Raw genomic sequence first — 26768 nt, 5'->3', positions numbered from 1 at the left:
TGTCCGTCAGATGAGACGTGACGCGCATTACTAACCGGTCACACAGCACCTCACGAGCGCTAGGGTCCGCCGAAGAGGCAACGTAAACAGGGTGTAAGGCGTTTCAAAGGGGAGTCGCAACAGTGGCACGGAAGCTTGCCGTCATCGGCGCCGGCTTGATGGGTTCCGGTATCGCCCAGGTCTCCGCCCAGGCGGGCTGGGACGTGGTCCTCAGGGACGTCACCGACGAGGCGCTGACCCGCGGCACCGACGGCATCAAGGCTTCGTACGACAAGTTCGTGAGCAAGGGCAGGCTGGAGGCGCACGACGCCGACGCCGCCCTCGCCCGGATCACCGCGACCACCGACCTGGACGCCGCCGCCGACGCCGACATCGTCGTCGAGGCCGTCTTCGAGAAGCTCGAAGTCAAGCACGAGATCTTCCGCACGCTCGACAAGATCGTCCGCCCGGACGCGGTGCTGGCCTCCAACACCTCCGCGATCCCGATCACCAAGATCGCGGCGGCCACCGAGCGCCCGGAGCGGGTCGTCGGCGTGCACTTCTTCTCGCCGGTGCCGATGATGCAGCTCGTCGAGCTGGTCCGCGGCTACAAGACGAGCGACGAAACCCTCGCCGCCGCGCGGGAGTTCGCCGAGTCGGTCGGCAAGACCTGCATCGTCGTCAACAGGGACGTGGCGGGGTTCGTGACCACCCGTCTCATCTCCGCCCTCGTCGTCGAGGCGACCAAGCTCTACGAGTCGGGCGTCGCGACCGCCGAGGACATCGACCTCGCCTGCAAGCTGGGCTTCGGCCACGCCATGGGACCGCTCGCCACGGCGGACCTGACCGGCGTCGACATCCTGCTGCACGCCACCAGCAACATCTACACCGAGTCCCAGGACGAGAAGTTCGCCCCGCCGGAGCTGATGCGCCGGATGGTGGACGCCGGTGACATCGGACGCAAGAGCGGGCAGGGCTTCTACAAGCACTGAAACCGCACAAGCCCCTCGGGTTTCACACCCGAGGGTGAATTCGGTATCGGTTCGCTTACAGACGGCAACCTCCGACCGCCCAACGCAGTCAGAGGTGTCATCACTGGACATCAGATTCGTGGAGTACTACACGCACTCACGGGGAGCGCATATGTACATCAGGGGCGACCACGCCGAGCTGGTCGTCGGGGGCCGCCTCGACGTCCGCAGCGCGGCGGACGCCCGTACGGTCCTGCACTCGGCCGTCGACGACGGAGTCGGCGACCTGGTGCTCGACCTGTCCGAGCTGGATTCCTGGGACGCCACCGGGCTCGGGGTGATCATGGGGGCACACCGCAGGGCCGGTCGCTGCGGTCGCCGGCTGGTGCTGCGCGACGTACCGCCGCAGATGCAGCGCCTCCTGGTCGCCACCCGACTGCACCGGATCCTGGCGATCGAAGGCGGTATCGGGGTGGAGTCACTACCCCGCGTGTGACCCCGCCCACCCAGGCGAAACGTATCCCGCGCGCAATCCTCACGAGACTGTGACGTCTCGGACGGCGCGGGACCCCGGGCTGTCGTAGATACTGTGCGAAGGTTTAGGGTTCGGTCGCCCGCTGTCTGCATCCCTTCCAGCGGGCCCGGACCAGAAGCGACAGCGCAGTGTGCTGCAGGCCGGGAGGGGGCCACTGACGGCACACGAGACGCTTTTGGGGGGCTTGAACCTATGGACCCGAACAACCGGGGACCCGAGGAGTACAGCCATGACGACGACGGCGGTTCGCCGCGTCAGCGGCCTCCCAGGGACTCCCTCACACCGGATTTCGGCCAGCACTCACCCGCGCTCGCCCGCACCGTGCAGCTCGTCGCCGGTGACTTCCTGCTCACCGTCAACCCCGTCGACGGCAGCGAGATAGAGGCCTGCCCGCCCGGCGAGCGGCCCGTACGGCCCGAGAGATACAGCGCCGCAGAACGCGCCGAGGTGAACCGGGCCGCCCGCCCGCCCGTCCCGCCCGGACCGACCCGCACCGCGCTGTCGCTCCTGGCCCGCCAGGACGAGCGCGAACGGCTCGTGCGGCTGCTCGCCCGCGGCCGCTCGGTACGCCTGACCGGCCCCGCCGGCTCCGGCCGCACCAGCCTCCTCGACCTCGTCGCCGAGGACTGCGCGGACCTCGCCCCCGACGGGGTGGTCCGCCTCACCGGCTTCAACCGCACGGCGAGCGAGCTGCTGTACGACCTCTTCTACGCCGTCTTCAACTCGCCCCTGCACCGTCCCGACCGGGACGAGCTGCTGTCCTGCGTCCGCGAGGTCGGCGCGGTCGTCGTCCTCGACGACATCGAGTTCGGCGGCGCGGCCCTCGACGAACTGCTGGACGCCACCCCCGAGTGCGCGTTCGTGATCGGCGCGACGCCCGACGTGCCCGCGCCCTCGGCCGACTCCGCCGTCGAGGAGATCTTCCTCAGTGGCCTGGAGCGCGCCGACGGCCTGGAACTCCTGGAGCGTTCCGTCGGCCGGGTGCTGACGGAGGAGGAGTCGAACTGGGCGGGCGACCTCTGGTTCGAGTCCGAGGGGCTGCCCCTGCGCTTCGTCCAGGCGGGTGCTCTGCTCAGGCAGCGCGACCGGATGCGGGCCGGGGCGAATGCCGTCGACGAGTTCGGCGTCTTCGCGGACGCGGCCCCGGTCGACGCCCCGTTCACTCCCGACGAGGGCGAGGAGATACCCCTGCCCGCGCTCGGCGAGGCCGCGGCACCGGCCCCGTTGCTCGCGTCCCGGCTGAGCGAGTCCGCGCGCGCCACCCTGCGGTTCGCCGTCGCGCTCGGCGGCGAGGTGCCCCACCAGGCGCACCTGCCCGCACTGGTCGGCGACACCCACGCGGACGCCGCACTCGGCGAGCTCGCGGACTGCGGTCTGGTCTCCCCGGTCGGCGCCCGCTACCGGCTCGCCGCCGGTGTCCTCACCCAGCTGGAAGCCGCCGGATACGGCGACGACATCGAGACCCGCGCCCGCACCGCCGCCCAGCACTACGGCTGGTGGGCCGGACACCCCTCGGTCACCCCCGAGCGGGTGTGTGCCGAGGCCGACGCCCTGCTCGCCGCCCTCGCCGTCCTGGTCCCGACCTCCACCCCGCCCGCCGAGGGCGAGGAGGCCGCCACCGTGCAGCTGGCCCGCACGGCGGCGCCCGCGTTCGCCGCCGGCGGCCACTGGGGGGCCTGGGAGCGTTCGCTGCGGGCCGGTTCCGAGGCCTCCCGGCTGGCCGGCGAGGTGTCCGAACAGGCCTACTTCCACCACGAACTCGGCATCCTCGCGCTCTGCGGCGGACAGCTCGACCGGGCCCGCGCCGAGCTGGAGGCCTCCATCGGCCTGCGCGGCGCCCTCGCCGACAAGCGCGGCACCGTCGCGGGCCGCCGCGCCCTCGCCCTGGTCTCCGACCGGGACGGCAGCGCGCCCGGCCTGGCCGGCCTCGGCGCGATGGCGGGCGAGGAGTTGCCCGACGCCCGGTACGACGAGTCCGCCTCACCGCCCGGGGGAGTACCCGCGGCCTTCCCGCCGCTCCAGCCGCCCGCCGACTCGCAGACCATCGTCGTCCACCGCTCGCCCTCCACGCCCGCGCCCTCGCGCAAGGCCCGGGGCGGACTCAAGGGCCTCGCCAAGCGCAACCTCGTCGCGGCCGGCGCGGGTGCGCTGCTGGTCGCGGTGCTCGGCACGGTCGTGACGCTGGGCGCCACCTCCGACAACGACCCGAACTCCCCGTCCAACGAGGTGGGCGTCAACCCGTCGGCCAGCGTCGGCATCGACGACGGCAACCTCGGCGCCGACGTCCCGAAGAACGACGACAATCCCGGTGACACCGGCACGGCGACGTCCCGTCCGACCGACCCGGGGCCCGATGGCACCTACGGGACTTCGGACGATCCGACGCCCACGGGGACGGCGGAGCCTTCGGACAAGCCGAGCGGGACGCAGGGCGGTGGTTCGTCGAGTTCGTCCAGGCCGTCGTCGCCGAGGCCGTCGAACACGACGAGGCCGACGACGCCGTCCGGCAATCCGACGGGTTCCGGATCCCCGTCCTCGACGCCGTCCGACACGTCGGAACCACCGTCGAGCACGCCCACGCCCACTCCCACCCCGACCGACACGACCCCGACCAACTCCAACTCGGCCAGCGGCCCCGCCTCCACCTCCCCGGTGGAGACCAGCAGCTCGGCCAGTGCCCCGCAGAGCAGCACCGTGAGCTCACCGAGTGGTCCGGTCATCTAGAGACACCGCGTGACACCAGAGGGCCGGGTCCAAGAAGCGGACCCGGCCCTCGTCGTCGTAGAAGCGCTGTCAGAACAGCCGCAGCTTGTCGTCCTCGATGCCCCGCAGCGCGTCGTAGTCCATGACGTGGCAGCCGATACCGCGGTCGGTCGCGAGGACACGGGCCTGGGGCTTGATCTCCTGGGCGGCGAAGATGCCGCGGACCGGGGCGAGATGGGGGTCCCGGTTCAACAGGTCGAGGTAGCGGGTGAGTTGCTCGACGCCGTCGATCTCGCCGCGCCGCTTGATCTCCACCGCGACCGTCTGGCCTTCGGCGTCCCGGCAGAGGATGTCGACCGGACCGATGGCCGTCATGTACTCGCGGCGGATCAGGGTGTAGCCGTCGCCGAGCGTTTCGATGCGGTCGGCGAGCAGTTCCTGAAGGTGTGCTTCCACGCCGTCCTTGATCAGGCCAGGATCCACGCCGAGTTCGTGCGAGGAGTCGTGGAGAACTTCCTCCATCGTGATGATGAGCTTCTCGCCCGCCTTGTTGATGACGGTCCAGACGCCTTCCTCGTCGCCGGTCCCCTCCTTCAACGTGCAGGGCGGCGACATCCAGTTCAGGGGCTTGTAGGCCCGGTCGTCGGCGTGGATGGAGACGCTGCCGTCCGCCTTCACCAGGATCAGACGGGGGGCCGAGGGCAGGTGGGCGGTGAGCCGGCCCGCGTAGTCGACGGAACACCGGGCAATGACGAGACGCATGGTCGGCAACGCTACTCGACGGGCGCATGTCCACGCGATTCGGCCCGTAAGGCTGTGGAGAAACCCTGTTCACTTGTGGCCGATTGTGGGCCTGTTGGGAGTGCTCTTTGTTCGCATTCTCCTGGTGCCGTCACCGCCCGTTGCCTACCGTAGTAAACGGGAGGTCGCGAGGCGTGTACTGAGCGTGTCCGGCAGCGCGAACTCCCTCATCTGTCCGGCAACCCCTGAGAAATCGGGGGTGCGAGAGGAGAACCCATGTCGCTCGACGTCTCACCGGCCCTACTCGAGAAGGCCGAGCGAGGCGAGGTCGACGAAGCGGAATTCGTCGACTGCGTCCGGACCTCCCTGCCCTACGCATGGGAGATGATCAGCTCCCTGGTGGCCCAGCTGAAGGTCGACGGCGGCAACTTCGCCGACAACCAGACGCCTCCGCCGGACGAGCAGGCACGCGGTCAGCTGCTGCGTGCGCTTGCGAGTGACGCGATACGCGGCGCGCTGCAGCGGCACTTCGGTGTGCGGCTGGCCTTCCAGAACTGCCACCGGGTGGCGGTGTTCCCGTTGGACTCCTCGGTCGACGAGACGCTGGTCCGCTTCACCTCGGTGCGCAGTCAGCTGCTGAACCAGTCTCCGGAGTTCCGGGACTGCTGACGCGGCGCCGCTTGCTTGCCGCTCCGTACGCGGGAGGTGCATCAGTACCGGGGCGGCAAGCTCCCGCCGGGCAAGGCAGTTCCGTTTCAGGTCAGATGCGGCAGCACTTCCGCACCCAGCCGCCGTACGTTCTCCTCGGTGGCCGCCAGATCTCCCGAACCCTCGACGAGCAGGGCGAAGCGGGAGACACCCGTCCGTTCGCTGGTCGCCGCGAGGCGGTCGGCGCACAGCCGCGGGGTCCCCACCGGGTGCAGCCCGCAGAGCAGTTCGGTGTACGCCACCGGATCGCGCATCTGCCGTGGGCGGCCGTCGACCGTGACATGGGCGCCGAGCCCCTGCCTGAGCCAGCCCGGCATCGCCTTCACCAGGGCCTCCACCGCGTCCGTGCGCCGGTCCGCGATCTGGCAGACGCCGGCCGAGACATGGGGCGCGTCCAGGACCTTCTCCGGCGCGTGTCCGGCGGCACGCGCCTGCCTGCGCCACAGGGCGACCATCTCCGCCTTCTCCTCGTCCCCGACATGCATCCCGAGCAGCATCGGCAGCCCGCGCTCGGCTGCCAGCCGGACACTCGCCGGGGAGGTGCAGGCGACGATCACCTCGGGACCCTCCGCTTCCGTCAGTGATTCCGACGGCCTCGGTACGACGGGCACTTCACGGAAGCGGAAACGCTCGCCGTCGGCTCCGACGGAGGGTTCGCGCAGCCAGCGGACCAGCAGATCGAGTGATTCCGGGAACCCCTCCTCGTACGCCTGAAGACCCGACCCGAACACCTCCAGGTCGACCCACGGACCGCCGCGCCCCACGCCCAGCGAGAAGCGCCCGCCGCTCGTCATGTGCAGCAGCGCGGCCTGTTCGCCGAGGGCGACGGGGTGGGCCGTGGGCAGCACGCTCACGGCGGTGCCGACGCGGATACGGCGGGTGCGGCCCAGCAGTAAGGCCGCCAGGGTGATCGCCGACGGGCAGGTGCCGTACGGCACGAAGTGGTGTTCTGCCAGCCAGACGGCGTCGAGTCCAGCCTCCTCCGCGACCTCGGCCGAGCGGACCGCGCGGTGCAGCGCCTCCCCCTGGCCCTGCCCCGGGAACTGGGCCGCCAACACGAAACTTCCAACGTGCATGTGCTTTTCCTGCTTCCTTGGCTCCGACACGGAGCTCCCCCACCCGGCATAACCGTCTGACACGTGCCGAGGACACGGCCTGGCGGAGAGATTTGCCGATTGTCTGCAGAATGGGTCGCCCCGGAGGGGCACTTGTGGGGGTTGGTGCCCTACGCGTACCCCGCCTCGTGCCGCGTAGGCTGGACACGGTCCCTGCTTCCTGTATAGCCCCGTGAGGTGTCCTGTGTCCCCGCGTCGCAACCGACCCAAGGGTTCCGGTTCGTCGGACTCGGCCGGCCGGAGTGCCGAGGACGACCGTTCCGGCCGCTACGGCGGCTTCCAGTCCTCGACGCACTGGCAGGGCGAGGACTGGAACATCAGGCATGTGGCAGGGGCGAGCGCGCAGGGCAAGACGTACCGCTGTCCGGGCTGCGACCAGATGATCCCGGACGGTGTCCCGCACGTCGTGGCCTGGCCGGACCACTCGGGTGTCGACGAGCGCAGACACTGGCACAAGGCGTGCTGGAACGCACGGGACCGCCGCACCACGCGGGTGCAGCGGTCCCGTAACGCGCCGAGGTTCTAGGGGATCAGACGTCCCGGTTCTCCAGCAGGGCGAAGGCGCAGGCGAACGCCGCGGCCGTCACACCGACGATGATCCACAGCGGGTCCCAGCCCGAGGGGCCGGAGTCGGTGAGGGAGTTGGAGTAGAACACGCTGAGCTGGTTCGGGATGGAGTACTCGAACAGCGCCTGGCGCAGGCCCTCGAGGGACTGCGAGAACATGAACAGCGCGATGACCAGCGGCGCCAGCACGAGACCGATCATGATGGTGATCGCGCCCGCCGAGTGCCGGATGATCGAGCCGATGATCAGCGAGAACAGGCCGAGCAGGGCGATGTACAGCGAGATGCCGAAGGTGCCCTTCAGCCACTCCTGGCCGGTCGGCGTTTGGGCTCCGTCCAGCAGGGCCACGTCCGCCAGGGCGACCAGCAGGACCGAGACGAGGGTGGTCACGAAGGCGACGGCGAAGAACACGACCGCCTTCGCCGTGAGCACGCGACCGCGGGAGGGGCAGGCGACCATCGTCGTACGGATCATTCCGGTGCCGTACTCCGAGGCCGTCGTCAGCACACCGAGCGTGATGACGCACATGCTGCCGAGCAGCACCCCGAAGAAGCCGAACGACAGCGGGTTCTGGTCCCGCATGCTCTCCGTCGAGGCGTTGGCCGCGACCAGCGCGGCGACACCCAGCCCGATCCCGATCACGAGCAGCACGAACACGCCCAGCGTCCAGATCGTCGACCGCACCGACCGGATCTTCGTCCACTCCGACGCGATGGCGTTCCCGAGATGGGTGCGCACGACGGGAATCGGCGAGGTGTAACCGGGGTACGACGGCCCACCCGTCGCCTGCCGGTTCGACACGGCGGCCTGGGCCTGCGGCATCGAGGGCTGCGGGGTGCTCATCGGACGTCCTCGGGCTTGGTCGGGGTGGCGGGAGCGGAGGCCTGCGGCGCTGGAGCGGAGGTCTGTGCGGAGGCCTGCGGTTGCGGCGCGGGTGCGGCCGGGAGGGCTCCTCCGGGCGGGGCCTGCGCGGGCGGGGCCGCGGGAGCCTGGAGCGGCGGCTGCGGCTGCCCCTGGGGAGCCGCGGGGCCCGCCTGGGCGTATGGATTGGGCGTGCCGGCGCCGGGAGCGCCGTACGGGCCCGTCTGTGCCTGGCCCTGGGGGCCTGCGAACGGCTGACCGCCCTGCTGGGGCGGCGGCGGGGCGTACCAGCCCGGCTGGCCCTGGCCCGGGACCGGCATGGGCGGCTGTGCGCCCGGCGGCAGGGGCTGCATCAGGCCCGCCTTCTGGTCGATGGTCGAGCGGTAGTCCACCGCGCCCTGCGTCATCCGCATGTAGGCCTCCTCCAGCGAGGCCTGGTGCGGCGACAGTTCCCACAGGCGTACGTCCGAGTCGTGCGCGATGTCGCTGATGCGGGGGAGGGCCAGTCCCGTGACCCGCAGCGCCCCGTCCTGCTCCGGCAGGACGTGCCCGCCCGCCTCCGTGATCGCGGCCGACAGCTTCTCGCGCAGCTGCGGCTCGGTGTCCGGCGTCCGCACCCGCGCGAAGCCCGCGGAGTTCGCGGCGATGAAGTCCTGGATGCTCATGTCGGCGAGCAGCTGCCCGCGTCCGATGACGATGAGATGGTCGGCGGTCAGCGCCATCTCGCTCATGAGGTGGGAGGAGACGAAGACCGTACGGCCCTCCGCCGCGAGCGCCTTCATCAGGTTGCGCACCCACAGGATGCCCTCGGGGTCGAGTCCGTTGACCGGCTCGTCGAACAGCAGCACCTGGGGGTCGCCGAGCAGCGCGGCCGCGATCCCGAGCCGCTGCCCCATACCGAGGGAGAAGCCCTTGGAACGCTTCCTGGCCACGTCCTGGAGGCCGACCACGCCCAGCACCTCGTCCACCCTGCGGGCCGGGATCCCGGACAGCTGGGCCAGGCACAGCAGGTGGTTACGGGCAGCCCGCCCGCCGTGCACGGCCTTGGCGTCGAGGAGCGCACCGACCTGCCGGGCCGCGTTGGGCAGCCTGCGATACGGGAAGCCGCCGATCGTCACCTGCCCCGAGGTGGGGTTGTCAAGGCCGAGGATCATCCGCATGGTCGTCGACTTGCCCGAGCCGTTGGGGCCCAGGAAGCCGGTGACGGCACCGGGACGCACCTGGAAGGAAAGGTTGTACACAGCGGTCTTGTCGCCGTAGCGCTTGGTCAGGCCGACTGCCTCGATCATGCTCCGCACCCATCGCAAGGTTCAGGACAGCGGGGCACACGCCCCCCGTAAGGGTTAGGAGCTTATCGGGGCGCTGACGGTTCCGCTCAAATGAAAGCAAAGGCCCTTCGCGTCACGCGTCCCGCTTCTTCAACAGGACATAACCGCCGATCAGTGCCACCGCCACCCACAGCGTCATGATCCCGAGCCCGCCCCACGGGCCGTAGGGACTGTCGTCGTCGATCGGGGTGACCACCTGCATGATCTTGCTGCCGGCCTGGTCCGGGAGGAACCGGCCGATCTTCTTGGTGGCCGAGACGTTGCCGAGGATGTTGGAGATGAGGAAGAAGAACGGCATCAGGATGCCCAGCGACAGCATCGGAGAGCGCAGCATCGCGGCGACGCCCATCGAGAACATCGCGATGAGGGTCATGTAGACGCCACCGCCGATCACGGCCCGGAGCACGCCCGGGTCACCGATCTCCGCCCGGTGCGAGCCGAGCATCGCCTGCCCGAGGAAGAACGTCAGGAAGCTGGTGACGAGGCCGACGGCCAGCGAGAGCCCGGTGGCGACCGCGATCTTGCTGACCAGGAAGCTGCCGCGCTGCGGCACGGCGGCCAGCGAGGTGCGGATCATGCCGGTGCTGTACTCGTTCGAGACGACGAGCACCCCGAACACGATCATCGCGAGCTGTCCGAGGCTCATCCCGGCGAAGCTGATGAAGGTCGGGTCGAAGGAGAGCTTGTCCTCGCGGCTCATGTTGTCGAACTCGTTCTTCGACAGGGCCGAGATCAGGATGCCGAGTCCGATGGTGACCACCACGGCGAGGGAGAGCGTCCACACCGTGGAGGCCACCGACCGGATCTTGGTCCACTCGGAGCGGATGACCTGGGTCGCCGCCATGGTCAGTTCCCCTTCCAGCCGTCGCCCCACTGCTGCTGGGGCGGCAGCGGTGTGTCAACGGGTGTGTCGCTGTGGGCGTGGTACTCGACCGACTCGGCGGTCAGCTGCATGAACGCCTCCTCCAGGGAGGCCTGTTGGGGGCTCAGCTCGTGCAGCACGATCTGGTGCTGTGCGGCCAGCTCACCGATGTACTCGGACTTGCTGCCGTCGATCTCCAGCGTGCCGTTCCCGGTCTCCACGACGGTGACCCCGGCCGCGTGCAGCACGTCGAGCAGCCGCTCGCGCTGCGGGGTGCGGATGCGGACGTAGGACCGCGAGTTCTGCGCGATGAAGTCGGCCATGGAGGTGTCGGCGAGCAGCCGTCCCTGGCCGATGACGACGAGGTGGTCGGCGGTCAGCGCCATCTCGCTCATGAGATGGGAGGAGACGAAGACCGTACGGCCCTGCGCGGCAAGGGACTTCATCAGATTGCGGATCCAGTGGATGCCCTCGGGGTCGAGCCCGTTGACCGGCTCGTCGAACATCAGGATCCGTGGGTCACCGAGCAACGCGCCCGCGATGCCGAGCCGCTGGCCCATGCCGAGCGAGAAGCCCTTGGCCTTCTTCCTCGCGACGGCGGTGAGACCGACCGTGTCGAGGACCTCGTGCACCCGCTTCTTCGGGATGCCGTTGCTCTGCGCGAGACACAGCAGGTGGTTGAAGGCGCTGCGCCCGCCGTGCATGGCCTTGGCGTCCAGCAGGGCGCCGATGTACGTGAGCGGGTCCTTGAGCTGGTCGTAGTGCTTGCCGTCGATGCGGACGTCCCCGGCGGTGGGCCGGTCCAGGCCCAGCATCATGCGCATGGTGGTCGACTTGCCGGCGCCGTTGGGACCGAGGAAGCCCGTGACGATGCCCGGTCTGACGGTGAAGGTCAGATTGTTGACTGCCACCTTCTCGCCGTACCGCTTCGTCAGCCCCGCCAGCTCGATCATGCGGACCACGCTAGGTGCGGGGTTCGGCAGATGCCAATCGAATGGGCAAACGGAGACCGACGGAAGAGGCAAAAAATGTGAAATTGGTCGACCAAAGTTGCCGCACGACTCGGACGGGGGTGCTCGCGTGCGGCACGCGCGCGTGGGCGGGCCTCTGGCAGGCGCCGACCATGGGCAGTTGGACGGGTGGGGGTCCGCGCGGGGCAGGGGCGTACTCGAGGTGCTGCGGGCCGGGCGCCGAACGGCAGCAGCCCGCGGGCACGCCGAAGGGCCCGCACCTGTCGGGGGAGAAGGTGCGGGCCCTTGAGTGTGCTGTCAGGCGGTGTTACCGGGACTGCTGGGCCGGAACCCCACGGGAGATCGGCTCGTCGTCGGCCGGGGAGCCGGCGGCGGCCACCGCGGCGCCCGTGAGCGTGGCGAGCATCTCGCGGACGTTCGTCAGCTGGGCGTTGATCGAGTCGCGACGGTTCGTCAGGGCAGCAAGCTCCCGCTCGGATTCCGAACGGATGCGGTCGGCCTTGGCGTTGGCGTCGGCCACGATGTCCTCGGCCTGGCGCTGCGCGGTCTCCACCGTCTGGCGGGCACGGCGCTCGGCGTCGGTGCGCAGCTTCTCGGCCTCCAGGCGCAGCTGCTCCGCGCGGTGCTCGATCTCCGCGAGACGCTTCTCCGCCTTCTGCTGACGCGAGGCCAGGTCGCGCTCGGACTGCTCGCGGCGCTTGGCGAGGTTGGTCTCGAAGTCGGCGGCGGCCTGCGCGGCCTTGGCGCGGGTCTCCTCGAAGAGGGCGTCCGCCTCCTCACGCTTCTGCTGCGCGTCCTTCTGCGCCTCCTGACGGAGCTGAGAGGAGTCGCTCTTCGCCTTCTCGACGATCCGGACGCCCTCGTCCTCGGCCTTGGCCTTGCGCTCCGCAGCGAACGATTCTGCGTCGTTGCGGACCTGCTGGGCCGCCGACTCGGCGAGTTCGCGGTGCTGCTCGGCCGCGCGACGGGCCTCCTCGCGCAGGTCCTTGGCCTCCTCCTCGGCGAGGCGGAGGATCTTCTCGACACGCGCGCCGAGGCCGGCGTACGACGGCTCGGCGTCGGAGACCTGGGCCTGGGCGTTCTGCGTCTCGAGGTGGAGCTCCTCGATGCGCTTCTCCAGGGCGGTGATGCGGGAGAGAGCGCTGTCACGATCGGAGACGAGCTTGGAGATCCGTTCGTCCACCTGAGCGCGGTCGTACCCACGCCGCACAAGCTCGAAGCCGTAGGGGGAAGTGTCGCTCATGGGGTTCCTGTCAAATGAGACCGGTGAGGTGATAGGGGGAATCCTAGGGGCCGAAGCGGTGTGTCATCGAGCGGATACGTGTTTGATCTGGAGAATGACACCCCTTTTGAGTGGCTAACCCCGGGACGGCTTGCCAAAAACTTGGTCAAAGGCCCCAGACGGCACCGGATTCCGACCAGTCGGTCAGCTGTCCGACGGCTTACCCGAACGAGGGGCGCCGACCGCTGCGCCCGCCTTGACGCCGCCGTCCTTGCCCGCCGACGGGGCCTCGAAGGACTCCAAAGCCTCCAGGACATCCTGGACACGGGAGATCTCGGTGTTGATGTCCTCGCGGCGGCGGACGAGGACCTCGAGCTCGCGCTTGCCCTCCTCGACCGTGCGCTTCGCCTCGCGGATCGCCTCGGCCTTGAGCTCCTCGGCCTCCCGGACCAGGGTGGCCTTCTTCTGCTCGGCCTCCTTGAGGAGCCCCTCGGCCTTCTTGACCGCGGCGATACGCACCTTGCCGGCCTCCGAATTGGCCTCCGAGACCAGTTCCTTGGCCTTCGCCTGGGCCTTGGCGAGCTGCTCCTCCGAGGCCTTGATGAGCGCGTCGCAGCGGTCGCCGGTCGACTTCATGGTCTCCGCGGCCTCACGGCGGGCCCGCTCGTGCAGCGCCTCGATCTCGCCCGTGATCCGGTCGCGCAGCTCCTCCGCGCGCTCCCTTATCGCGGTGGCGTCCCGGCGGGCACCGACGAGCAGTTCGTCAGCGTCCGTGCGGGCCTTCTCCACGCGCGCGTTGCCCTCGACCGTCGCCTCGGACACCAGCCGGTCGGCCTCCTTGCGGGCCGCGCCCACCATGGTGTCGGCCTGCGCCTCCGCGTCCGCGGTGGTCTTGAGGGCCTGCTGCTGCGCCTCGGTGAGCAGCTTGTCCGCCTCGGCGGCGGTCTCCGTGATGAGCGTGTCGACCTGCTCGGCCGCCTCGGAACGCCGCTTGTTCGCGTCCTTGCGAGCCTCGTCGAGAGTGCGATCGGCCTCCGCGCGCGCGGAGTTGACCAGTTCCTCGGCCGCGGCCGCCGCGTCCGCCCTGACCCGCTCGGCCTCGGTACGGATCCGCTCCGCGTGCTGCTGGGCCTGCCCGACCGTCGCGGCGGCCTCGGCGCGCAGCCGCTCCGCGTCCCCGGAGGCCTCCCCGATCAGCTGCTCGGCCTTGGCGACCGACTCGGCGCGCACCCGCTCGGCCTCGGCGACGGTCTCCGACCGCAGTCGTTCGGCCTCGGCGACCGTCTCCGTCCGCAGCCGGTCGGTGTCGTTGATGGTCTCCTCGGTGAGCCGCTCCGCCTCGCTGCGCGCCTCGGTGATGAGGGTGTCGGCCTGTGTCGCCGCGTCCGAACGGATGCGGTTGGCGTCCTCGCGGGCGTCCGCCCGGGTGCGGGAGGCGTCCTGCTCGGCCTGGGCGATCGCGTCCGAGGCCTCGGTGCGCGCCCGCTGGGCGTATTCGGACGACTCCGACCTGAGCCGCTCCGCCTCCGCGATCGCCTCCGAGACGGTGCGCTCGGCAAGGGACTTGGCGGCGTCCGTCTCCGCGGTGGCCTCGCGCCGGATCCGGGCCGCGTCCTCGCTGGCCCGCTCCCGCTCGGAGTAGGCGTCCGAGCGGACCCGGTCGGCCTCCTCCTGAGCCTCGCGCCGGGTACGGTCCGCCACGTGCTCGGCGGCGGAGCGCAGCCCGGTGATCTCCTCCTGCGCCTGTTCGTGCAGCCCGGCGACCGAGTCCCGCACCTGCTGGGCGTGCTGTTCGGCGGCCGACACCATCTCGTTGGCCCGCCGGTCCGCCTCCTCGACCAGCCGTACGGCCTCGGCCTGGGCCTCCTCCACGCGGTTGCGCGCCGAGGCCAGCAGCTCCTCGCTCTGCTCGCGGGCCCGCTCACGCTCCTGGTCGGCCTCCTGGCGCGCCGAGCCGAGATACTCCTCGGCCTCCCGGCGGCGCCGGTTGGCCTCCTCCTGGGCGGCGGCCAGCGTCTCGGACGCCTCGGTGGCGAGCCGCTCCGCCGCGGCCTGCGCCTCGGCCCGGAGCCGGTCCGCGGTGTCCTGAGCCTCGGTCTTGAGCCGCTCCGCCTCCGCGGCGGCCTCGGAACGCAGCCGTACGGCGACGGCCTCGCCCTCGGCACGGGAGGCGGACGCGTCGGACGCGGCCTCGGTGCGTACCCGGTCGGCCTCCGCCTCGGCCTGCTGCTGCAGGGTGCGGATCCGCTCGGCGGCCTCGCCGCGCAGCCGGTCGGTCTCCTCGGCGGCCTCGCGGCGGATCCGCGCGGCCTCCTCGCGGGCCTCGGTGAGGGCCTGTTCGGCGGCGGCGAGACGCTCCTCGGCCTCGGTGTGCAGCCTGGCCAGTTCCTCGGCGGCCTCGGCACGGCGGGTCTCTATGGCCCGCTCGGTCTCCTCGTGCAGCTCACGCGCGGCGCGCTCGGCGTCGGCCTTGATCTCCTCGGACTGCTGGGCGGCCTCCTCGCGGTGCCGCTCGGCCTCCTGACGGGTCCGCTGGAGGGTCTCCTCGGCCTGCCGGCGCAGCGTGGTGGCGCGCTCGATGGCCTCGGTGCGGACCTTCTCGCTGTCCGTGGTGGCGGTCTGGCGCAGCTCGTCGGCGTCCGCCTTGGCCTTGGAGAGCAGCTCCTCGGCGGTCTTGGCCGCCTCCTCGATCTGCTGGACGGCCTCCTTGCGGGCCTCCGCGCGGATCTTCTCGCCCTCGGCGACCGCGTCGGCGCGCAGCTGCTCGGCCTCGCCGCGCAGCCTGCGGGCCTCCTCCTGCAGCTCGACCGTCTTGGCGCGGTACTCCTTGGTGTCGTCCTTCGCCGTGCCCTTGAGCTGCTCGGCGATGTCGTGCGCCTCGGCGCGCAGCCGGTCCGCCTCGGTCTCCGCCTCGCGGCGGATCCGCTCGGCCTCCTCGGTGGCGGCCTTGGTGGTCCGCTGCGCGTCCTCCTGCGCCTTGTTGAGGACGTCCTCGGCGGTCTTGGCCGCCTTCGACAGCTGGGTCGCGCTCTCCTCGGCGGTGAGCGTGCGGGCCTTCTCGGCGGCTTCGGTGACGATCTTCTCGGCCTCGGCGCGGGCGTCCGCGACGATCTGCTCGGCGGCCTCCTTGGTCGCCTCGGCCTCCTGGCTGGCCTCGGTGACCAGCCGGGCGACCTGCTCCTTGGCCGTGCGGGTGCGCTGTTCGTTGGCCGACTCCGCGCTCGCGAGCGTCTTCTCGGCGGCCGACTTCGCCTCGGTGAGCACCTTCTCGGCCTCGGCCTGCGCCTTGCGCAGCGCCTCCTCGGCCTCCGTCATCCGCTGTTCGGCGGCCCGGCTGAGCTCGGTGGCCTGGCGGCGGGCGCTGTCCGACTCGGTCGCCGTGGACGTGCGCAGCTGCTCGGCGTGGTCGGTGGCCTCCTGGGCCTGCGTGGAGGCGGCGTCGAGGAGGCGCTCGGCATCCGCGCGGGCGCGGCGCAGCAGCTGTTCGGCCTCCGCGCGGGCGGCCTCGGCATCGCTCTGCAGACGCTGACGGGCCTCGGAGGTGACCCGCTCGGCCTCGGCGCGGGCGGCCGCCATGGCCTGCTCGGCCTCGGCACGGGACTCCTCCAGGAGCCGCCGGGCCTGCGACTCGCTGCGGGCGCGCAGCTGCTCGGCCCACGCCACGTTCTCGTTGACGTGCGACTCGACGGTCTGCCGGCGCTCGGCCAGCTCCTGGTCGAGCTGCTGACGTCGGGTGACGGCCTCCTGGTGCAGCTCCGCCTGCAGACGCGCGGCCTGCTCGGCGTGCTCCTGGAGGATGCGCTGGGTCTGGGCGCGGACCTGGCTCAGTTCGCGCTCGGCGTCCTGGCGCAACTGGTCGGCCTGGATCTGGGCGTTGCGCAGCAACTGTTCGGCCTGGTAGCCGATGTCCCCGCCGCCGAATTCGGGCCGGGACATGAGGGTGCGCCGCGCCTCGTGCAACTTGGCGCGCAGCACCTCGACCTGGTAGCCGAGGTCCTCGGCGTGCTGGATCGCCTTTTCCCGCTCGGTCTTCAGCCGCTCCATCTCGGCCTCGAACCGAGAGAGGTGGTCGACGTCAGCCGCCGGCTCTCGCTCCTGGCGTTCGTAGCCCCGCACTGCGCGGTCCCATCCGTCCCCTGGTCGCAAGTCTCTCCTGACGAGCCCTGTCCATCCGCCGAACGGGGCCCCCGGGGAATGGTGTCAGATCAACGGCGGAGCATGGGCTGCTGCCCGCCGCTCGCCCCCCGAAACCCGGACCCCGGCTCGGTTCTGCCGCCATGGGCAGGACCCGGTCGCCCTGGGAAGAGCGGCGACCGCCCCCAACCCTACCGGCCCATATGTACGAGGGTCAGTGCTCAGGTGACTCAACAGGCGCCGAAGTGACCAGTTCTGTCAGTACACCGTGGCAATCCTTCGGGTGCAGGAAGGTGATCCGTGACCCCATGGAGCCGCGTCGCGGCTCCTCGTACAGGACGCGTACGCCCTTGTCCTTGATGTCCGCGGCCTCCGCGTCCACGTCCGCCGTACCGAAAGCGATGTGGTGGACGCCCTCGCCGTTCTTGTCCAGCCACTTGGCGACGGTCGAGTCGGGGCGGGTCGGCTCCAGAAGCTGCAGGTAGGAGGCGCCGCCGTCGGAGGTTTCGTTGATCTTGAGCATGGCCTCGCGCACGCCCTGCTCCTCGTTGACCTCGGAGTGGAACACCTCGAAGCCGTAGGTGGCCCGGTAGAACTCGACGGTCTTGTCGAGGTCGAAGCAGGCGATCCCGATGTGGTCGATTCGCGTCAGCATGTTGTCAGTGCAGCGCTCCTACGATGGTTACGCAACGTGCGCGCGATCACACCGACGGGGCGATGACGGCACGGAGTGCCACTCAGTACATTCGAAGTAAACCCTCGTTCACTCCTCGGCAGTGCAGCCGGTAAGGGGATCGCAGCTCATGTCTGGATCGAACAGCACGACCTCGGTGATCGTCGCGGGCGCCCGTACGCCCATGGGACGGTTGCTGGGCTCGCTGAAGACCTTCTCCGGAGCCGACCTCGGCGGCTTCGCGATCAAGGCCGCCCTCGACCGTGCGGGGATCGGTGGCGACCAGGTGCAGTACGTCATCATGGGCCAGGTCCTCCAGGCCGGCGCCGGTCAGATCCCGGCCCGCCAGGCCGCGGTCAAGGCCGGCATCCCGATGAACGTCCCGGCGCTGACCATCAACAAGGTGTGCCTCTCGGGCCTCGACGCGATCGCGCTGGCCGACCAGCTGATCCGCGCCGGCGAGTTCGACGTGATCGTCGCGGGCGGCCAGGAGTCCATGACCAACGCCCCCCACCTGCTCCCGAAGTCCCGCGAGGGCTTCAAGTACGGCGCGATCGAGATGCTCGACGCGATGGCCCACGACGGCCTGACCGACCCCTGGGAGAACATCCCCATGGGCCAGTCGACCGAGACGCACAACACCCGCCTCGGCATCCGGCGCCCCGAGCAGGACGAGATCGCCGCCCTGTCCCACCAGCGGGCCGCCGCCGCACAGAAGAACGGCATCTTCGAAGCCGAGATCACCCCGGTCGAGATCCCGCAGCGCAAGGGCGAGCCGGTCGTCTTCAGCAAGGACGAGGGCATCCGCGCCGACACCACGGCCGAGTCCCTGGGCAAGCTGCGCCCCGCGTTCACCAAGGACGGCACCATCACCGCCGGCACCTCCTCGCAGATCTCCGACGGTGCGGCGGCCGTGGTCGTGATGAGCAAGGCCAAGGCGCAGGAGCTCGGCCTCGAGTGGATCGCCGAGATCGGCGCCCACGGCAATGTGGCGGGCCCGGACAACTCCCTGCAGTCCCAGCCGTCCAACGCGATCCTGCACGCCCTCAAGAAGGAGGGCCTGGAGGTCTCCGACCTCGATCTCATCGAGATCAACGAGGCCTTCGCCGCGGTGGCCGTCCAGTCAATGAAGGACCTCGGCGTTTCCACGGATCGGGTGAACGTCAACGGTGGCGCGATCGCCCTGGGCCACCCGATCGGCATGTCCGGCGCCCGGCTCGTCCTGCACCTCGCCCTGGAGCTCAAGCGGCGCGGCGGCGGTGTCGGCGCGGCGGCGCTGTGCGGTGGCGGCGGTCAGGGTGACGCGCTCGTCGTGCGGGTACCCAAGGCCTGAATCCCCGTACGTTTTGGGCGAAGCGCGTTTTCAGGCGAACGGAGCTGTGATGCAGGACGTCTCCACCCTGGTGGCCCAGGCCAGGGAGGGCCGCCCGCGGGCCGTGGCCCGGCTGATCTCCCTGGTGGAGGGGGCGTCCCCACAGCTCAGGGAGGTCATGGCGACGCTCGCCCCGCTCACGGGCAACGCGTACGTGGTGGGCCTGACGGGCTCGCCCGGGGTGGGCAAGTCGACGTCCACCTCGGCTCTCGTGACCGCCTACCGCAAGCAGGGCAGGCGGGTCGGCGTCCTGGCCGTCGACCCGTCCTCGCCGTTCTCCGGCGGTGCCCTGCTCGGCGACCGGGTGCGCATGTCGGAGCACGCCTCCGACCCCGGCGTCTACATCCGCTCCATGGCGACCCGCGGCCACCTCGGCGGTCTCGCCTGGGCCGCCCCGCAGGCCATCCGGGTCCTGGACGCGGCCGGCTGCGACGTGATCCTGGTCGAGACGGTCGGCGTCGGCCAGTCCGAGGTGGAGATCGCCGCCCAGGCGGACACGTCCGTGGTGCTGCTCGCACCCGGAATGGGTGACGGCATCCAGGCCGCCAAGGCCGGAATCCTGGAGATCGGCGACGTGTACGTCGTCAACAAGGCCGACCGTGACGGCGCCGACGCGACCGCCCGCGAGCTCAACCACATGCTGGGCCTGGGCGAGTCCCGCGGCCCCGGCGACTGGCGCCCGCCGATCGTCAAGACGGTCGCCTCCCGCGCGGAGGGCGTCGACGAGGTCATGGAAGCCCTGGAGAAGCACCGCGCCTGGATGGAGGAGCGCGGCGTCCTCGCCGAGCGCCGCCGCACCCGCGCCGCCCACGAGGTCGAGACCATCGCCGTCACCGCCCTGCGCGAACGCATCGGCGACCTCAGGGGCGACCGGCGCCTGGACGCGCTCGCGGAGAGGATCGTCGCCGGCGAGCTGGACCCCTACCGCGCGGCGGACGAGCTGGTGGAAGGCCTGACCCGGGGCTGAGCCCCTGATACGTTGACCGTCATGTTCCTCTCCTTGGCGTAGGGCCGCACCGGGCCACGGTTCGAGCACATCGCTCCCGTGGCTCCTCGGTGTCCCCTTCCACGCCTCCTTCGAGGAACTCACCCATGTCTGCCTCCTATGCGCAGGTGCTGCGCATTCCGCATGCCCGCCGCACCTTCACCACCGCCCTGCTCGGCAGGCTGTCGTACGGCGTCGTCCCGCTGTCCGTGATGCTCGCCGTGACCCGCGCCTCGGGCTCGTACGCGGTGGCGGGTGCCGTGATGGCGCTCTTCGGTGCCACCGTCGTCTTCCTGGCCCCGGCGCGGGCCGCCCTGATCGACCGCTACGGGCCGCCGCGAGCGCTCGTCCCCCTGCTCTCGGCCTACGTCCTGCTGCTCGCCCTGCTCACCGCGGCCCTCTGGCGCCCCGGCGCACCCCCTGTCCTCCTCGGCGCCCTCACCGCCCTCGCGGGAGCCTGCGTCCCGCCGCTCGGACCGACGATGCGGACCGTGTGGGCACGGCTCGCCCAGGACGACAAGGCGCTGCTCCAACGGGCGTACAGCCTCGACGGAGTGGCCGAGGAACTGCTCTTCGTCTCGGGCCCGCTGCTGGTGGGCGTCCTCGTCGGGGTCGCCGCGCCGGCCGTGGGGATCGTCGTCGGCGCCGCCCTGATGGTGGCGGGGACGACCGGCTTCGTACGGTCGCCCGCGGTACGGGCCGTGCGCCCCGCGGGTTCTTCCCCACGCCGGGACAGCGGCGGACGGCGCGTACTGCGCCGGGTCGGCCGTCCCGTCGTGGCCGCCGCGGCCGTGGGCCTCGCGCTCGGTGTGCTCGACCTGCTCGTCGTCGTCTTCGCCGAGCGGCATCATCACGGCGGCGCGAGCGTGGCCTGGGTGCTCGCCGCGCTGTCGGCCGGAAGCGCGGTCGGCGGGATGCTCAACGGCGCGGTGAACTGGCGGACGCCCGCCCGGACCCGGCTGGCCCTGCTGACGGCCTGCCTGGGCCTCGCGCTCGTCGGCGCCGGGCTCGCACCGGGCCTCGGCACCCTCGCCCTGGTCATGGCGGCCGCCGGGTTCTTCGTGTCGCCGGCCATCACCACCGCTTATCTCATCGCCGACGCGGCGGTCGCCCACGAGTCCCGCACGCAGGCCGGCGCGTGGGTCAACACGGCCGTCAACGCCGGGAGTACGGGCGGAACGGCCGTGGCGGGAGCCCTTGCCGGGCAGCTGCCGGTGGCCGTGTGTTTCGCGCTGACGGGCGGGGTGGTCGCCGTGACGGCGGTGCTGGTCATGACGAAGGGCGCCCGGGGGAGGGGGCGCCCTTCGCGGCGGTACGGATCGGGAGGCCACGCCTGTGGCGTGACGGCGGGGTCAGGCGTCGTCGCCGTCGTCGTCGCGGTCCTGGGTGACCTTGCCCGTGTCGAGGGCGACGTTCCACTCGCCGTGGCCGTTGCCCTTCACTGTCTCGGCCGACCAGGCCACGGTGCCGTTGTCGTCGTCGATGCTTACTTCGGTCACCGTGCCCTTGTGCGCGGCGGCCAGGGCGGCCTCGCGGGCGTCCGTCTTCGCGCCCTTCACCGCGGCGAGTTCGGCACGGTCGTCGTTGTCGTCGTCGGTGTCGCGCTGGGCGCCGAGGACCTTGCCGGAGTCGGGGGCGATCCGTACGTCGTACTCGGTGCCGTCGCCCTTGACGACGCTCACCTTCCACGCGGTGGCGCCGTCGTCGTCCAGATCGGCGGAGAGCGCGGTACCCGGTGTGTGCTTCAGGGCGGCCGTGATCGCCTCGGCGGCGGTGACGTCGGCGCCACGGACCGCCGTACGGTCGTCGGTGGCGTCGTCCCGGTCGTCCGCGGCGTCGTCGGCGTCGTCGCGGTCCGCGGCCGCCTGGGCGCTCGTGTTCGTCTGGCGCTGCGTCGCCGTCGCCTCGCCGTCGCCCGCGGCGAAGGCCGCGACGGTGCCGCCGGTGGCCAGCGCGGCAGCGGTGAGGGTGGCGATGACGATGTTGCGCTTCATGAGGATTCCTCCAGAGCCGTTCTGCTTCGTTCGCTTTCGACGACAACCAAGCTGCCGGAGGGGAGCTGAAGGGGACCTGAACCCTCCTGAAGGTGTCTTCAGGTTCGGTTTGCCACCCTGTACGGATGCGCCTGCTGATCGTCGAGGACGAACGCCGCCTAGCCCTGTCCCTCGCCAAGGGCCTCACCGCCGAGGGCTACGCCGTCGACGTCGTCCACGACGGCCGGGAGGGGCTGCACCGGGCCACCGAGGGGTCGTACGACCTGGTGATCCTCGACATCATGCTGCCCGGCCTCAACGGCTACCGGGTCTGCGCGGCGCTGCGGGCCGCGGGCCACGAGGTGCCGATCCTGATGCTCACCGCCAAGGACGGCGAGTACGACGAGGCCGAGGGCCTGGACACCGGCGCCGACGACTATCTGACCAAGCCCTTCTCCTACGTCGTCCTGGTCGCCCGGATCAAGGCGCTCCTGCGTCGCCGCGGGCAGGGCGCCGGGGCGTCGCCGGTGCTCGAACTCGGTGGGCTGAGGATCGACACCGCCGCCCGCCGGATCTTCCTCGACGGCGACGAGGTCACCCTCACCGCCAAGGAGTTCTCGGTCCTGGAACAACTCGCGGTGCGGGCCGGCGAGGTGGTCTCCAAGGCGCAGATCCTGGAGCACGTCTGGGACTTCGCGTACGACGGCGACCCCAACATCGTCGAGGTGTACGTCAGCACCCTGCGCCGGAAGCTGGACGCGGGCCTCATCCACACGGTCCGCGGTGCCGGGTACCGGCTGGAGGCCGGGAGATGAGGCGGCTCTTCGGCTCGGTCCGGGCCCGGGCCACGCTGGCCGCCACCCTCGTCGTCGCCGTGGCGCTGGTCGCGGCCGGGTCCGCCGTGCTGCTGTCCCTGCGCTCCAACCTCATCGACCAGGCGGGCACGCAGGCCGAGCGGGCCGCGCGGAACGTCGCCGCCGACCTCTCGGGCGGGACGCCGTACACAGGCCTGGAACTGGACGATGACGACGAGCCGGTCCAGGTCGTCGACGAGCACGACACCCTGGTCGCGGCCACCGAGCACCTGGAGCGGATCAGCGGCACCGGCACCGCCGAGGTGAAGCCGCAGCCGCCCGCGGGCGGCACGAGCGGCACCGGGGCGACGGGTGCCTCCGGCGACCCGGACGACCCCGACGACGACACGGCCGGGGACGAGGAGTCCGTCCTCGAACCCGGCGAGATCGCCGACGACGTCGGGCTGACGAAGGGCTCCGCCACGATCGACGGTGAGTCCGCCGACTACCGGTTCGCCGCCGTGGAGGTCGAGGTCCCCGGCAAGGGCACGCTCACCGTGTACGCCGGCGCCTCCCTGAACCCCGAACAGAGCGCGGTGGGCACCGCCCAGACCGTCATGCTGGTCGGGTTCCCGCTGCTGCTCGGCGTCGTCGCCGCGGTGACCTGGCTGGTCACCCGGCGTGCGCTGCGCCCGGTCGAGGGCATCCGGGCCGAGATGGAGGCGATCACCGCCTCCGAGGACCTCGCCCGCCGCGTCCCGGTGCCGGACACCCACGACGAGGTCGCCCGCCTCGCCCGCACCACCAACGAGACGCTGGCCGCGCTGGAGACCTCCGTCGAGCGCCAGCGCCGGTTCGTCGCCGACGCCTCGCACGAGCTGCGCAGCCCGATCGCCTCGCTGCGCACCCAGCTCGAAGTGGCCGCCGCGCACCCCGAGTTGCTGGACCTGGACGGGGCGGTCGAGGACACCGTACGGCTGCAGCACCTCGCGGCCGACCTGCTGTTGCTGGCCCGCCTGGACGCGGGGGAGCGGGGCGCCGGCGCGCGGGTCGAGCTGGCGGCGCTGGCCCGGGAGCGGGCCGCGGGGCGGGCCGGGGTGACGGTGCGGGCGGATGCCGTCGAAGTGACGGGGTCCCGGGGGCAGTTGGAGCGTGTGCTCGACAACCTGCTGGACAACGCGGGACGGCACGCGCGGTCGGAGGTCGTGGTGACGGTACGACGGGACGGTGACCGGAATGCCGTGGTCGAGGTCGGCGACGACGGGGACGGGGTGCCGACCGGGGACCGCGAGCGGATCTTCGAGCGGTTCGTGCGGCTGGACGAGGCGCGGGCACGGGACGACGGCGGCGCCGGGCTCGGTCTCGCCATCGCCCGAGACGTCGCCGTCCGGCACGGTGGGACGCTGACGGTGCGGGACGCGCCGACAGGCGGAGCTCTGTTCGAACTCCGCCTGCCGATTGCCTGATCGGGCCCCGGTGTCGCCGTGGTGTCAGGGACGCCCTCGCTGCCCCCGCAGATGCTCCGCGATCGGCTTGAGGGCCTTGTCCAGTTCTGTCAGGGACTCAGCCGGCACGAGGTCGATGAAGTGCCTCCGCACAGACGCCACGTGATGGGGCGCGACCTTCTGCATCGTCTCCATGCCGTGCTCGGTCAGGACCGCGTACAGGCCGCGGCGGTCGGACTCGCAGTTCTCGCGCCGGACCAGGTCCGCGTTCTCCATGCGGGTGATCTGGTGCGAGAGCCGGCTCTTGGACTGGAGGGTGGCGGAGGCGAGGTCGCTCATCCGCATCCGTACGCCCTCCGACTCGGAGAGATTGACCAGGATCTCGTAGTCGTTCATCGTCAGGCCGAACGGCTGAAGGTCCCTCTCGAGCTGATACGTCAACAGCCTGTTGACCTCCAGGTGGGTGCGCCAGGCGCACTGCTCCGCATCGGTCAGCCAGCGCGTGGCCGTCTCGGTCTCCATGAATGAAGTCTACCTAAAAGGTTGAAAGGCGAACTAATGAGGGTGGTGTGACTGTGCGCACGCGTTCGATGTCACACTCCGCAGACTACCGCTCACAGCCCGAAGCGACGCTGGAGGTCCCCCAGCTGTCCGGGAAGGCGCGGTGCCCCCGCCTGCTGTGGATGCCCTGTGGGTGCCCCATGACCGCCGGGCACTCCGGCCTGCTGCGGAGTCGCTCCGACGGCCTGCTCGGCCATCAGAACCTCCGTCGACTGGAGCAGTACGGTGCCGGCCCCCACGAACTCGAACTGGTGCTCCTCACCGGAGGCCCCGCCGAGGCCCGTCATCGCACGTAGACCGCCCATCAGACCGGTCATGTAGCCGTGGTCGTAGTGGTGGCACGGCGAGGGGCAGTCCGCCCAGCCCACAAGCGCTTGCGGGTCCACCCGGATCGGGGGCTCCATGAACACCACCGGGCCGTTGGAGGCGGCCACGAACTTTCCGGTTCCGATGAGAGTCAGGAAGCCCGGCACGATCGACTGCTTCAACGCGAGACTTGGCTGAAAAGCGAGCAGGTTGCCCGAGCGAATGGTCAGGTTGCCGTTCTCGAGGTCGTAGGAGTTCACGTCGAAGGCCCGGTCGGCGAGGAGCATCTTGCCCGAGCCCTGCGCCACGACCCAGTCGCTTGCGTGCAGAGGCGAATGGAAAGACGTACGGATGAGACCGTCGAGGCGGCCGTGTCCGATGCCGTTGAAATCCATCTGGCCGTAGTAGGCGATCATCTTCCCCTTCTGCAGGAACCACTGGCTCCCCTTGAGCTCCACGCAGAAGGTGTAGTTGTTGACGTTGTCGTCCGACGGCAGCGTCATGGGGTCGTACACGGTGGGGCCCGCGCCCGGGTAGTGGCTCACAGCTTCTCCTCCGAGGCCTGGACGAACACCACGCCGTTCCCGCTGAGCTCCAGTTGGAAGGCCTCGCCGGAGCCGCGGCCCACCATGTCGCGCCAGCCGAGCGCCGTCGACAGCTTGTTGCGGACGTCGCCGTGGTGGGCGACGTAGGCCTGCGGGTCGACGTGGACCGGGCGCTGCGGGGTGACGGGGACCTCGAAGACCCCGCCGTGGGCCATGACGGCCACCGAGCCGTGTCCCTTGAGCGTGGTCGTGAAGAGGCCCTGGCCGCTGATCTGGCCGCGCACCATGCCCATGACGCCGCCCTGCGAGCCCATGAACATGGTGCCCTGCTGGAGGGTGCCCTCGAAGGCGAGCAGGCGGTCCGCCTCGACGTACAGGGTGTCGCCGGTGAGGTTGATGATCTGGACGTGGTGACCGCCGTGCCCGAACAGGACGGTGCCGCTGCCCTCGACCGTCATCAGGGGCGTGTCCTCGTTGGCCACGCGGCGGCCGATCATCGACATGACGCCGCCCTGGCCGCCCTGGATGTTCGGGGTGAAGGACACCTCGCCCTTGTAGGCCAGCATCGCGCCGCGCTGGCTGAACAGCCGCTGGCCCGGCATGACGGTCGCCTCGACCATCTTGGAGTTGATCTCACGGAAGGGCATGTCACACATCCCCCGCGATCGTGTTCCGCTCGCTGGGCTGGACGTACACCAGGCCGTCGCCCTCGAAGCGGATCTGGAAGGCCTCGCCGCCGCCCTCGCCCATGAACGTGCGGAACGTCACACCGGACTGGAAGGACTGGCTGAGGTTGCCCTGGTGGGCGATGTAGGCGCCGGGGTCGACCGTCAGCGGGTACTGGCGGCTGACCCGCAGGACGACCGCCGGGCCGTCCGACATGATCGCGGCCTGGCCGTGTCCCTCGACCGTGGTCGTGAACAGGCCGTTGCCCTGGGAGGCGCCGCGCAGGCCGGTGAAGCTGGTGCCGGTCCTGAGTCCGGCGTCGGTCGCGAGCAGATTGCTCGACTCCACGTACAGCTTGTCCCCCTGGAGGCTGACGAGGTTGATCTCCGAGGCCCGGTCCGCGAACCAGCACGTCCCGTGCCCCGACACCTCCATCACGGTCATCTGCTCGCCGGTGATCCGCCGGGTCACCATTCCCCGGATCCCCTCACCACCGCCGCTCATCTTCTTGAACGCCATCTGCCCGTCGTACGCGACCATCGAGCCGTTCTTCGCCTTCACGGCGTCCCCGGTCATGTCGACGGCGAGCACCTTGCTGCCTTGAAGTCGGAACATCGCCACGGAGTGAAGGTAGCGGGCGCAGGGCCCTGCCGACAGGTCCTGCGGGTGGAGCCGCACCCTGAGTGGTCCCTTAGGGTGCGGCGGCCTCCGGCGGTTGAGCGTTTTCGGGTTCGGGTTCGGTTTCGGGTGCG

The 26768-nt window shown here is 70.8% G+C and carries 23 protein-coding genes and 1 pseudogene; 10 read left to right on the top strand and 14 right to left on the bottom strand.

All coding sequences use genetic code 11. The features are described 5' to 3' along the window. The first annotated feature begins 122 nt into the window (after positions 1-122). The 3 genes from M2157_RS16285 to M2157_RS16275 all read left to right on the top strand — a co-directional run bounded on the left by M2157_RS16285 (position 123) and on the right by M2157_RS16275 (position 4209). A complete protein-coding gene (locus M2157_RS16285; protein WP_280862540.1) occupies positions 123-971 on the top strand; it encodes a 3-hydroxyacyl-CoA dehydrogenase family protein in 849 nt (282 codons plus the stop codon). 151 nt (positions 972-1122) lie between these two features. Beyond that, positions 1123-1446: an STAS domain-containing protein gene (locus M2157_RS16280; protein ID WP_031040714.1), complete on the top strand. Its 324-nt coding sequence runs from the start codon at positions 1123-1125 to the stop codon at positions 1444-1446. A 231-nt stretch (positions 1447-1677) separates the two neighbouring features. Then, on the top strand, positions 1678-4209 hold the full coding sequence (locus M2157_RS16275) for an ATP-binding protein (protein ID WP_280862539.1): 2532 nt from the start codon (positions 1678-1680) through the stop codon (positions 4207-4209). Between the two features lie 69 nt (positions 4210-4278). Here the strand turns inward: M2157_RS16275 and nucS are convergent, their stop codons facing one another. Then, positions 4279-4950 carry an endonuclease NucS gene (gene nucS / locus M2157_RS16270; RefSeq protein ID WP_020122757.1) on the bottom strand — a complete coding sequence of 224 codons (672 nt, stop codon included), beginning with the start codon at positions 4948-4950 and terminating at the stop codon, positions 4279-4281. A gap of 255 nt (positions 4951-5205) precedes the next feature. On the opposite strand from nucS, the gene M2157_RS16265 reads away from it, so the two are divergent. Continuing rightward, entirely contained in the window at positions 5206-5598 is a 393-nt protein-coding gene (locus M2157_RS16265; protein WP_007384741.1) for an SCO5389 family protein, read from the top strand. An 86-nt stretch (positions 5599-5684) separates the two neighbouring features. Here M2157_RS16265 and M2157_RS16260 read toward each other — a convergent pair whose 3' ends face one another. Then, positions 5685-6713 (bottom strand): LLM class flavin-dependent oxidoreductase, encoded by a 1029-nt coding sequence (locus tag M2157_RS16260; RefSeq protein ID WP_280862538.1) that lies wholly within the window; start codon positions 6711-6713, stop codon positions 5685-5687. A 223-nt stretch (positions 6714-6936) separates the two neighbouring features. Here M2157_RS16260 and M2157_RS16255 point away from each other — a divergent pair, with 223 nt between their 5' ends. After that, complete coding sequence (locus M2157_RS16255; protein ID WP_007384743.1) at positions 6937-7278, top strand: hypothetical protein; 342 nt, start codon at positions 6937-6939, stop codon at positions 7276-7278. Positions 7279-7282: 4 nt separating this feature from the next. Here M2157_RS16255 and M2157_RS16250 read toward each other — a convergent pair whose 3' ends face one another. From M2157_RS16250 to mce, 7 genes are all read right to left on the bottom strand, one after another. After that, a complete protein-coding gene (locus M2157_RS16250) occupies positions 7283-8161 on the bottom strand; it encodes an ABC transporter permease subunit (protein WP_280865577.1) in 879 nt (292 codons plus the stop codon). Next, positions 8158-9468, bottom strand: a complete 1311-nt coding sequence (locus M2157_RS16245; RefSeq protein ID WP_280862536.1) for an ABC transporter ATP-binding protein — start codon at positions 9466-9468, stop codon at positions 8158-8160. The genes M2157_RS16250 and M2157_RS16245 overlap by 4 nt, the downstream gene beginning before the upstream one ends. A gap of 112 nt (positions 9469-9580) precedes the next feature. Then, positions 9581-10351 carry an ABC transporter permease gene (locus tag M2157_RS16240; RefSeq protein WP_280865576.1) on the bottom strand — a complete coding sequence of 257 codons (771 nt, stop codon included), beginning with the start codon at positions 10349-10351 and terminating at the stop codon, positions 9581-9583. Between the two features lie 2 nt (positions 10352-10353). Continuing rightward, complete coding sequence (locus M2157_RS16235) at positions 10354-11322, bottom strand: ABC transporter ATP-binding protein (RefSeq protein WP_280862534.1); 969 nt, start codon at positions 11320-11322, stop codon at positions 10354-10356. Between the two features lie 325 nt (positions 11323-11647). Beyond that, positions 11648-12583 (bottom strand): hypothetical protein, encoded by a 936-nt coding sequence (locus tag M2157_RS16230; protein ID WP_057612062.1) that lies wholly within the window; start codon positions 12581-12583, stop codon positions 11648-11650. 183 nt (positions 12584-12766) lie between these two features. Further along, positions 12767-16678, bottom strand: coding sequence for a polarized growth protein Scy (scy, locus tag M2157_RS16225; protein ID WP_280865575.1), 3912 nt, complete (start codon positions 16676-16678; stop codon positions 12767-12769). A 232-nt stretch (positions 16679-16910) separates the two neighbouring features. After that, a complete protein-coding gene (gene mce / locus M2157_RS16220) occupies positions 16911-17351 on the bottom strand; it encodes a methylmalonyl-CoA epimerase (protein ID WP_020136539.1) in 441 nt (146 codons plus the stop codon). A 148-nt stretch (positions 17352-17499) separates the two neighbouring features. Here mce and M2157_RS16215 point away from each other — a divergent pair, with 148 nt between their 5' ends. From M2157_RS16215 to M2157_RS16205, 3 genes and pseudogenes are all read left to right on the top strand, one after another. Then, a complete protein-coding gene (locus M2157_RS16215; protein WP_280862532.1) occupies positions 17500-18702 on the top strand; it encodes an acetyl-CoA C-acetyltransferase in 1203 nt (400 codons plus the stop codon). 49 nt (positions 18703-18751) lie between these two features. Then, a complete protein-coding gene (gene meaB, locus M2157_RS16210; protein ID WP_280862531.1) occupies positions 18752-19708 on the top strand; it encodes a methylmalonyl Co-A mutase-associated GTPase MeaB in 957 nt (318 codons plus the stop codon). 125 nt (positions 19709-19833) lie between these two features. Next, positions 19834-20991, top strand: a pseudogene (locus tag M2157_RS16205) (MFS transporter); the annotation flags it as partial. A gap of 87 nt (positions 20992-21078) precedes the next feature. On the opposite strand, the gene M2157_RS16200 reads toward M2157_RS16205, so the two are convergent. Further along, a complete protein-coding gene (locus M2157_RS16200; protein WP_280868211.1) occupies positions 21079-21720 on the bottom strand; it encodes a PepSY domain-containing protein in 642 nt (213 codons plus the stop codon). A gap of 125 nt (positions 21721-21845) precedes the next feature. Here M2157_RS16200 and M2157_RS16195 point away from each other — a divergent pair, with 125 nt between their 5' ends. Both M2157_RS16195 and M2157_RS16190 read left to right on the top strand, forming a co-directional pair. Beyond that, positions 21846-22514 (top strand): response regulator transcription factor, encoded by a 669-nt coding sequence (locus M2157_RS16195; protein ID WP_280862528.1) that lies wholly within the window; start codon positions 21846-21848, stop codon positions 22512-22514. Then, the gene (locus M2157_RS16190; RefSeq protein WP_280862527.1) at positions 22511-23959 is read left to right on the top strand and encodes a HAMP domain-containing sensor histidine kinase; all 1449 of its coding nucleotides are present in this window, start codon (positions 22511-22513) and stop codon (positions 23957-23959) included. The genes M2157_RS16195 and M2157_RS16190 overlap by 4 nt, the downstream gene beginning before the upstream one ends. Positions 23960-23983: 24 nt before the next feature. On the opposite strand, the gene M2157_RS16185 is transcribed toward M2157_RS16190, so the two are convergent. From M2157_RS16185 to M2157_RS16170, 4 genes are all read right to left on the bottom strand, one after another. After that, positions 23984-24460 (bottom strand): MarR family transcriptional regulator, encoded by a 477-nt coding sequence (locus M2157_RS16185; RefSeq protein WP_280862526.1) that lies wholly within the window; start codon positions 24458-24460, stop codon positions 23984-23986. Between the two features lie 92 nt (positions 24461-24552). Then, the gene (locus M2157_RS16180) at positions 24553-25350 is read right to left on the bottom strand and encodes an AIM24 family protein (RefSeq protein WP_280865574.1); all 798 of its coding nucleotides are present in this window, start codon (positions 25348-25350) and stop codon (positions 24553-24555) included. After that, complete coding sequence (locus M2157_RS16175; protein ID WP_280865573.1) at positions 25347-25997, bottom strand: AIM24 family protein; 651 nt, start codon at positions 25995-25997, stop codon at positions 25347-25349. Before M2157_RS16175 ends, M2157_RS16180 begins: the two co-directional genes overlap by 4 nt. A 1-nt stretch (position 25998) precedes the next feature. Further along, complete coding sequence (locus tag M2157_RS16170) at positions 25999-26631, bottom strand: AIM24 family protein (RefSeq protein WP_031051516.1); 633 nt, start codon at positions 26629-26631, stop codon at positions 25999-26001. Positions 26632-26768 lie beyond the last annotated feature (137 nt).

This window comes from Streptomyces sp. SAI-127 (assembly GCF_029894425.1).
Taxonomy (GTDB): Bacteria; Actinomycetota; Actinomycetes; order Streptomycetales; family Streptomycetaceae; genus Streptomyces.
The sequence above is the reverse complement of the archived record's forward strand: the minus strand, read 5'-3'. Positions and strand labels throughout refer to the sequence as shown.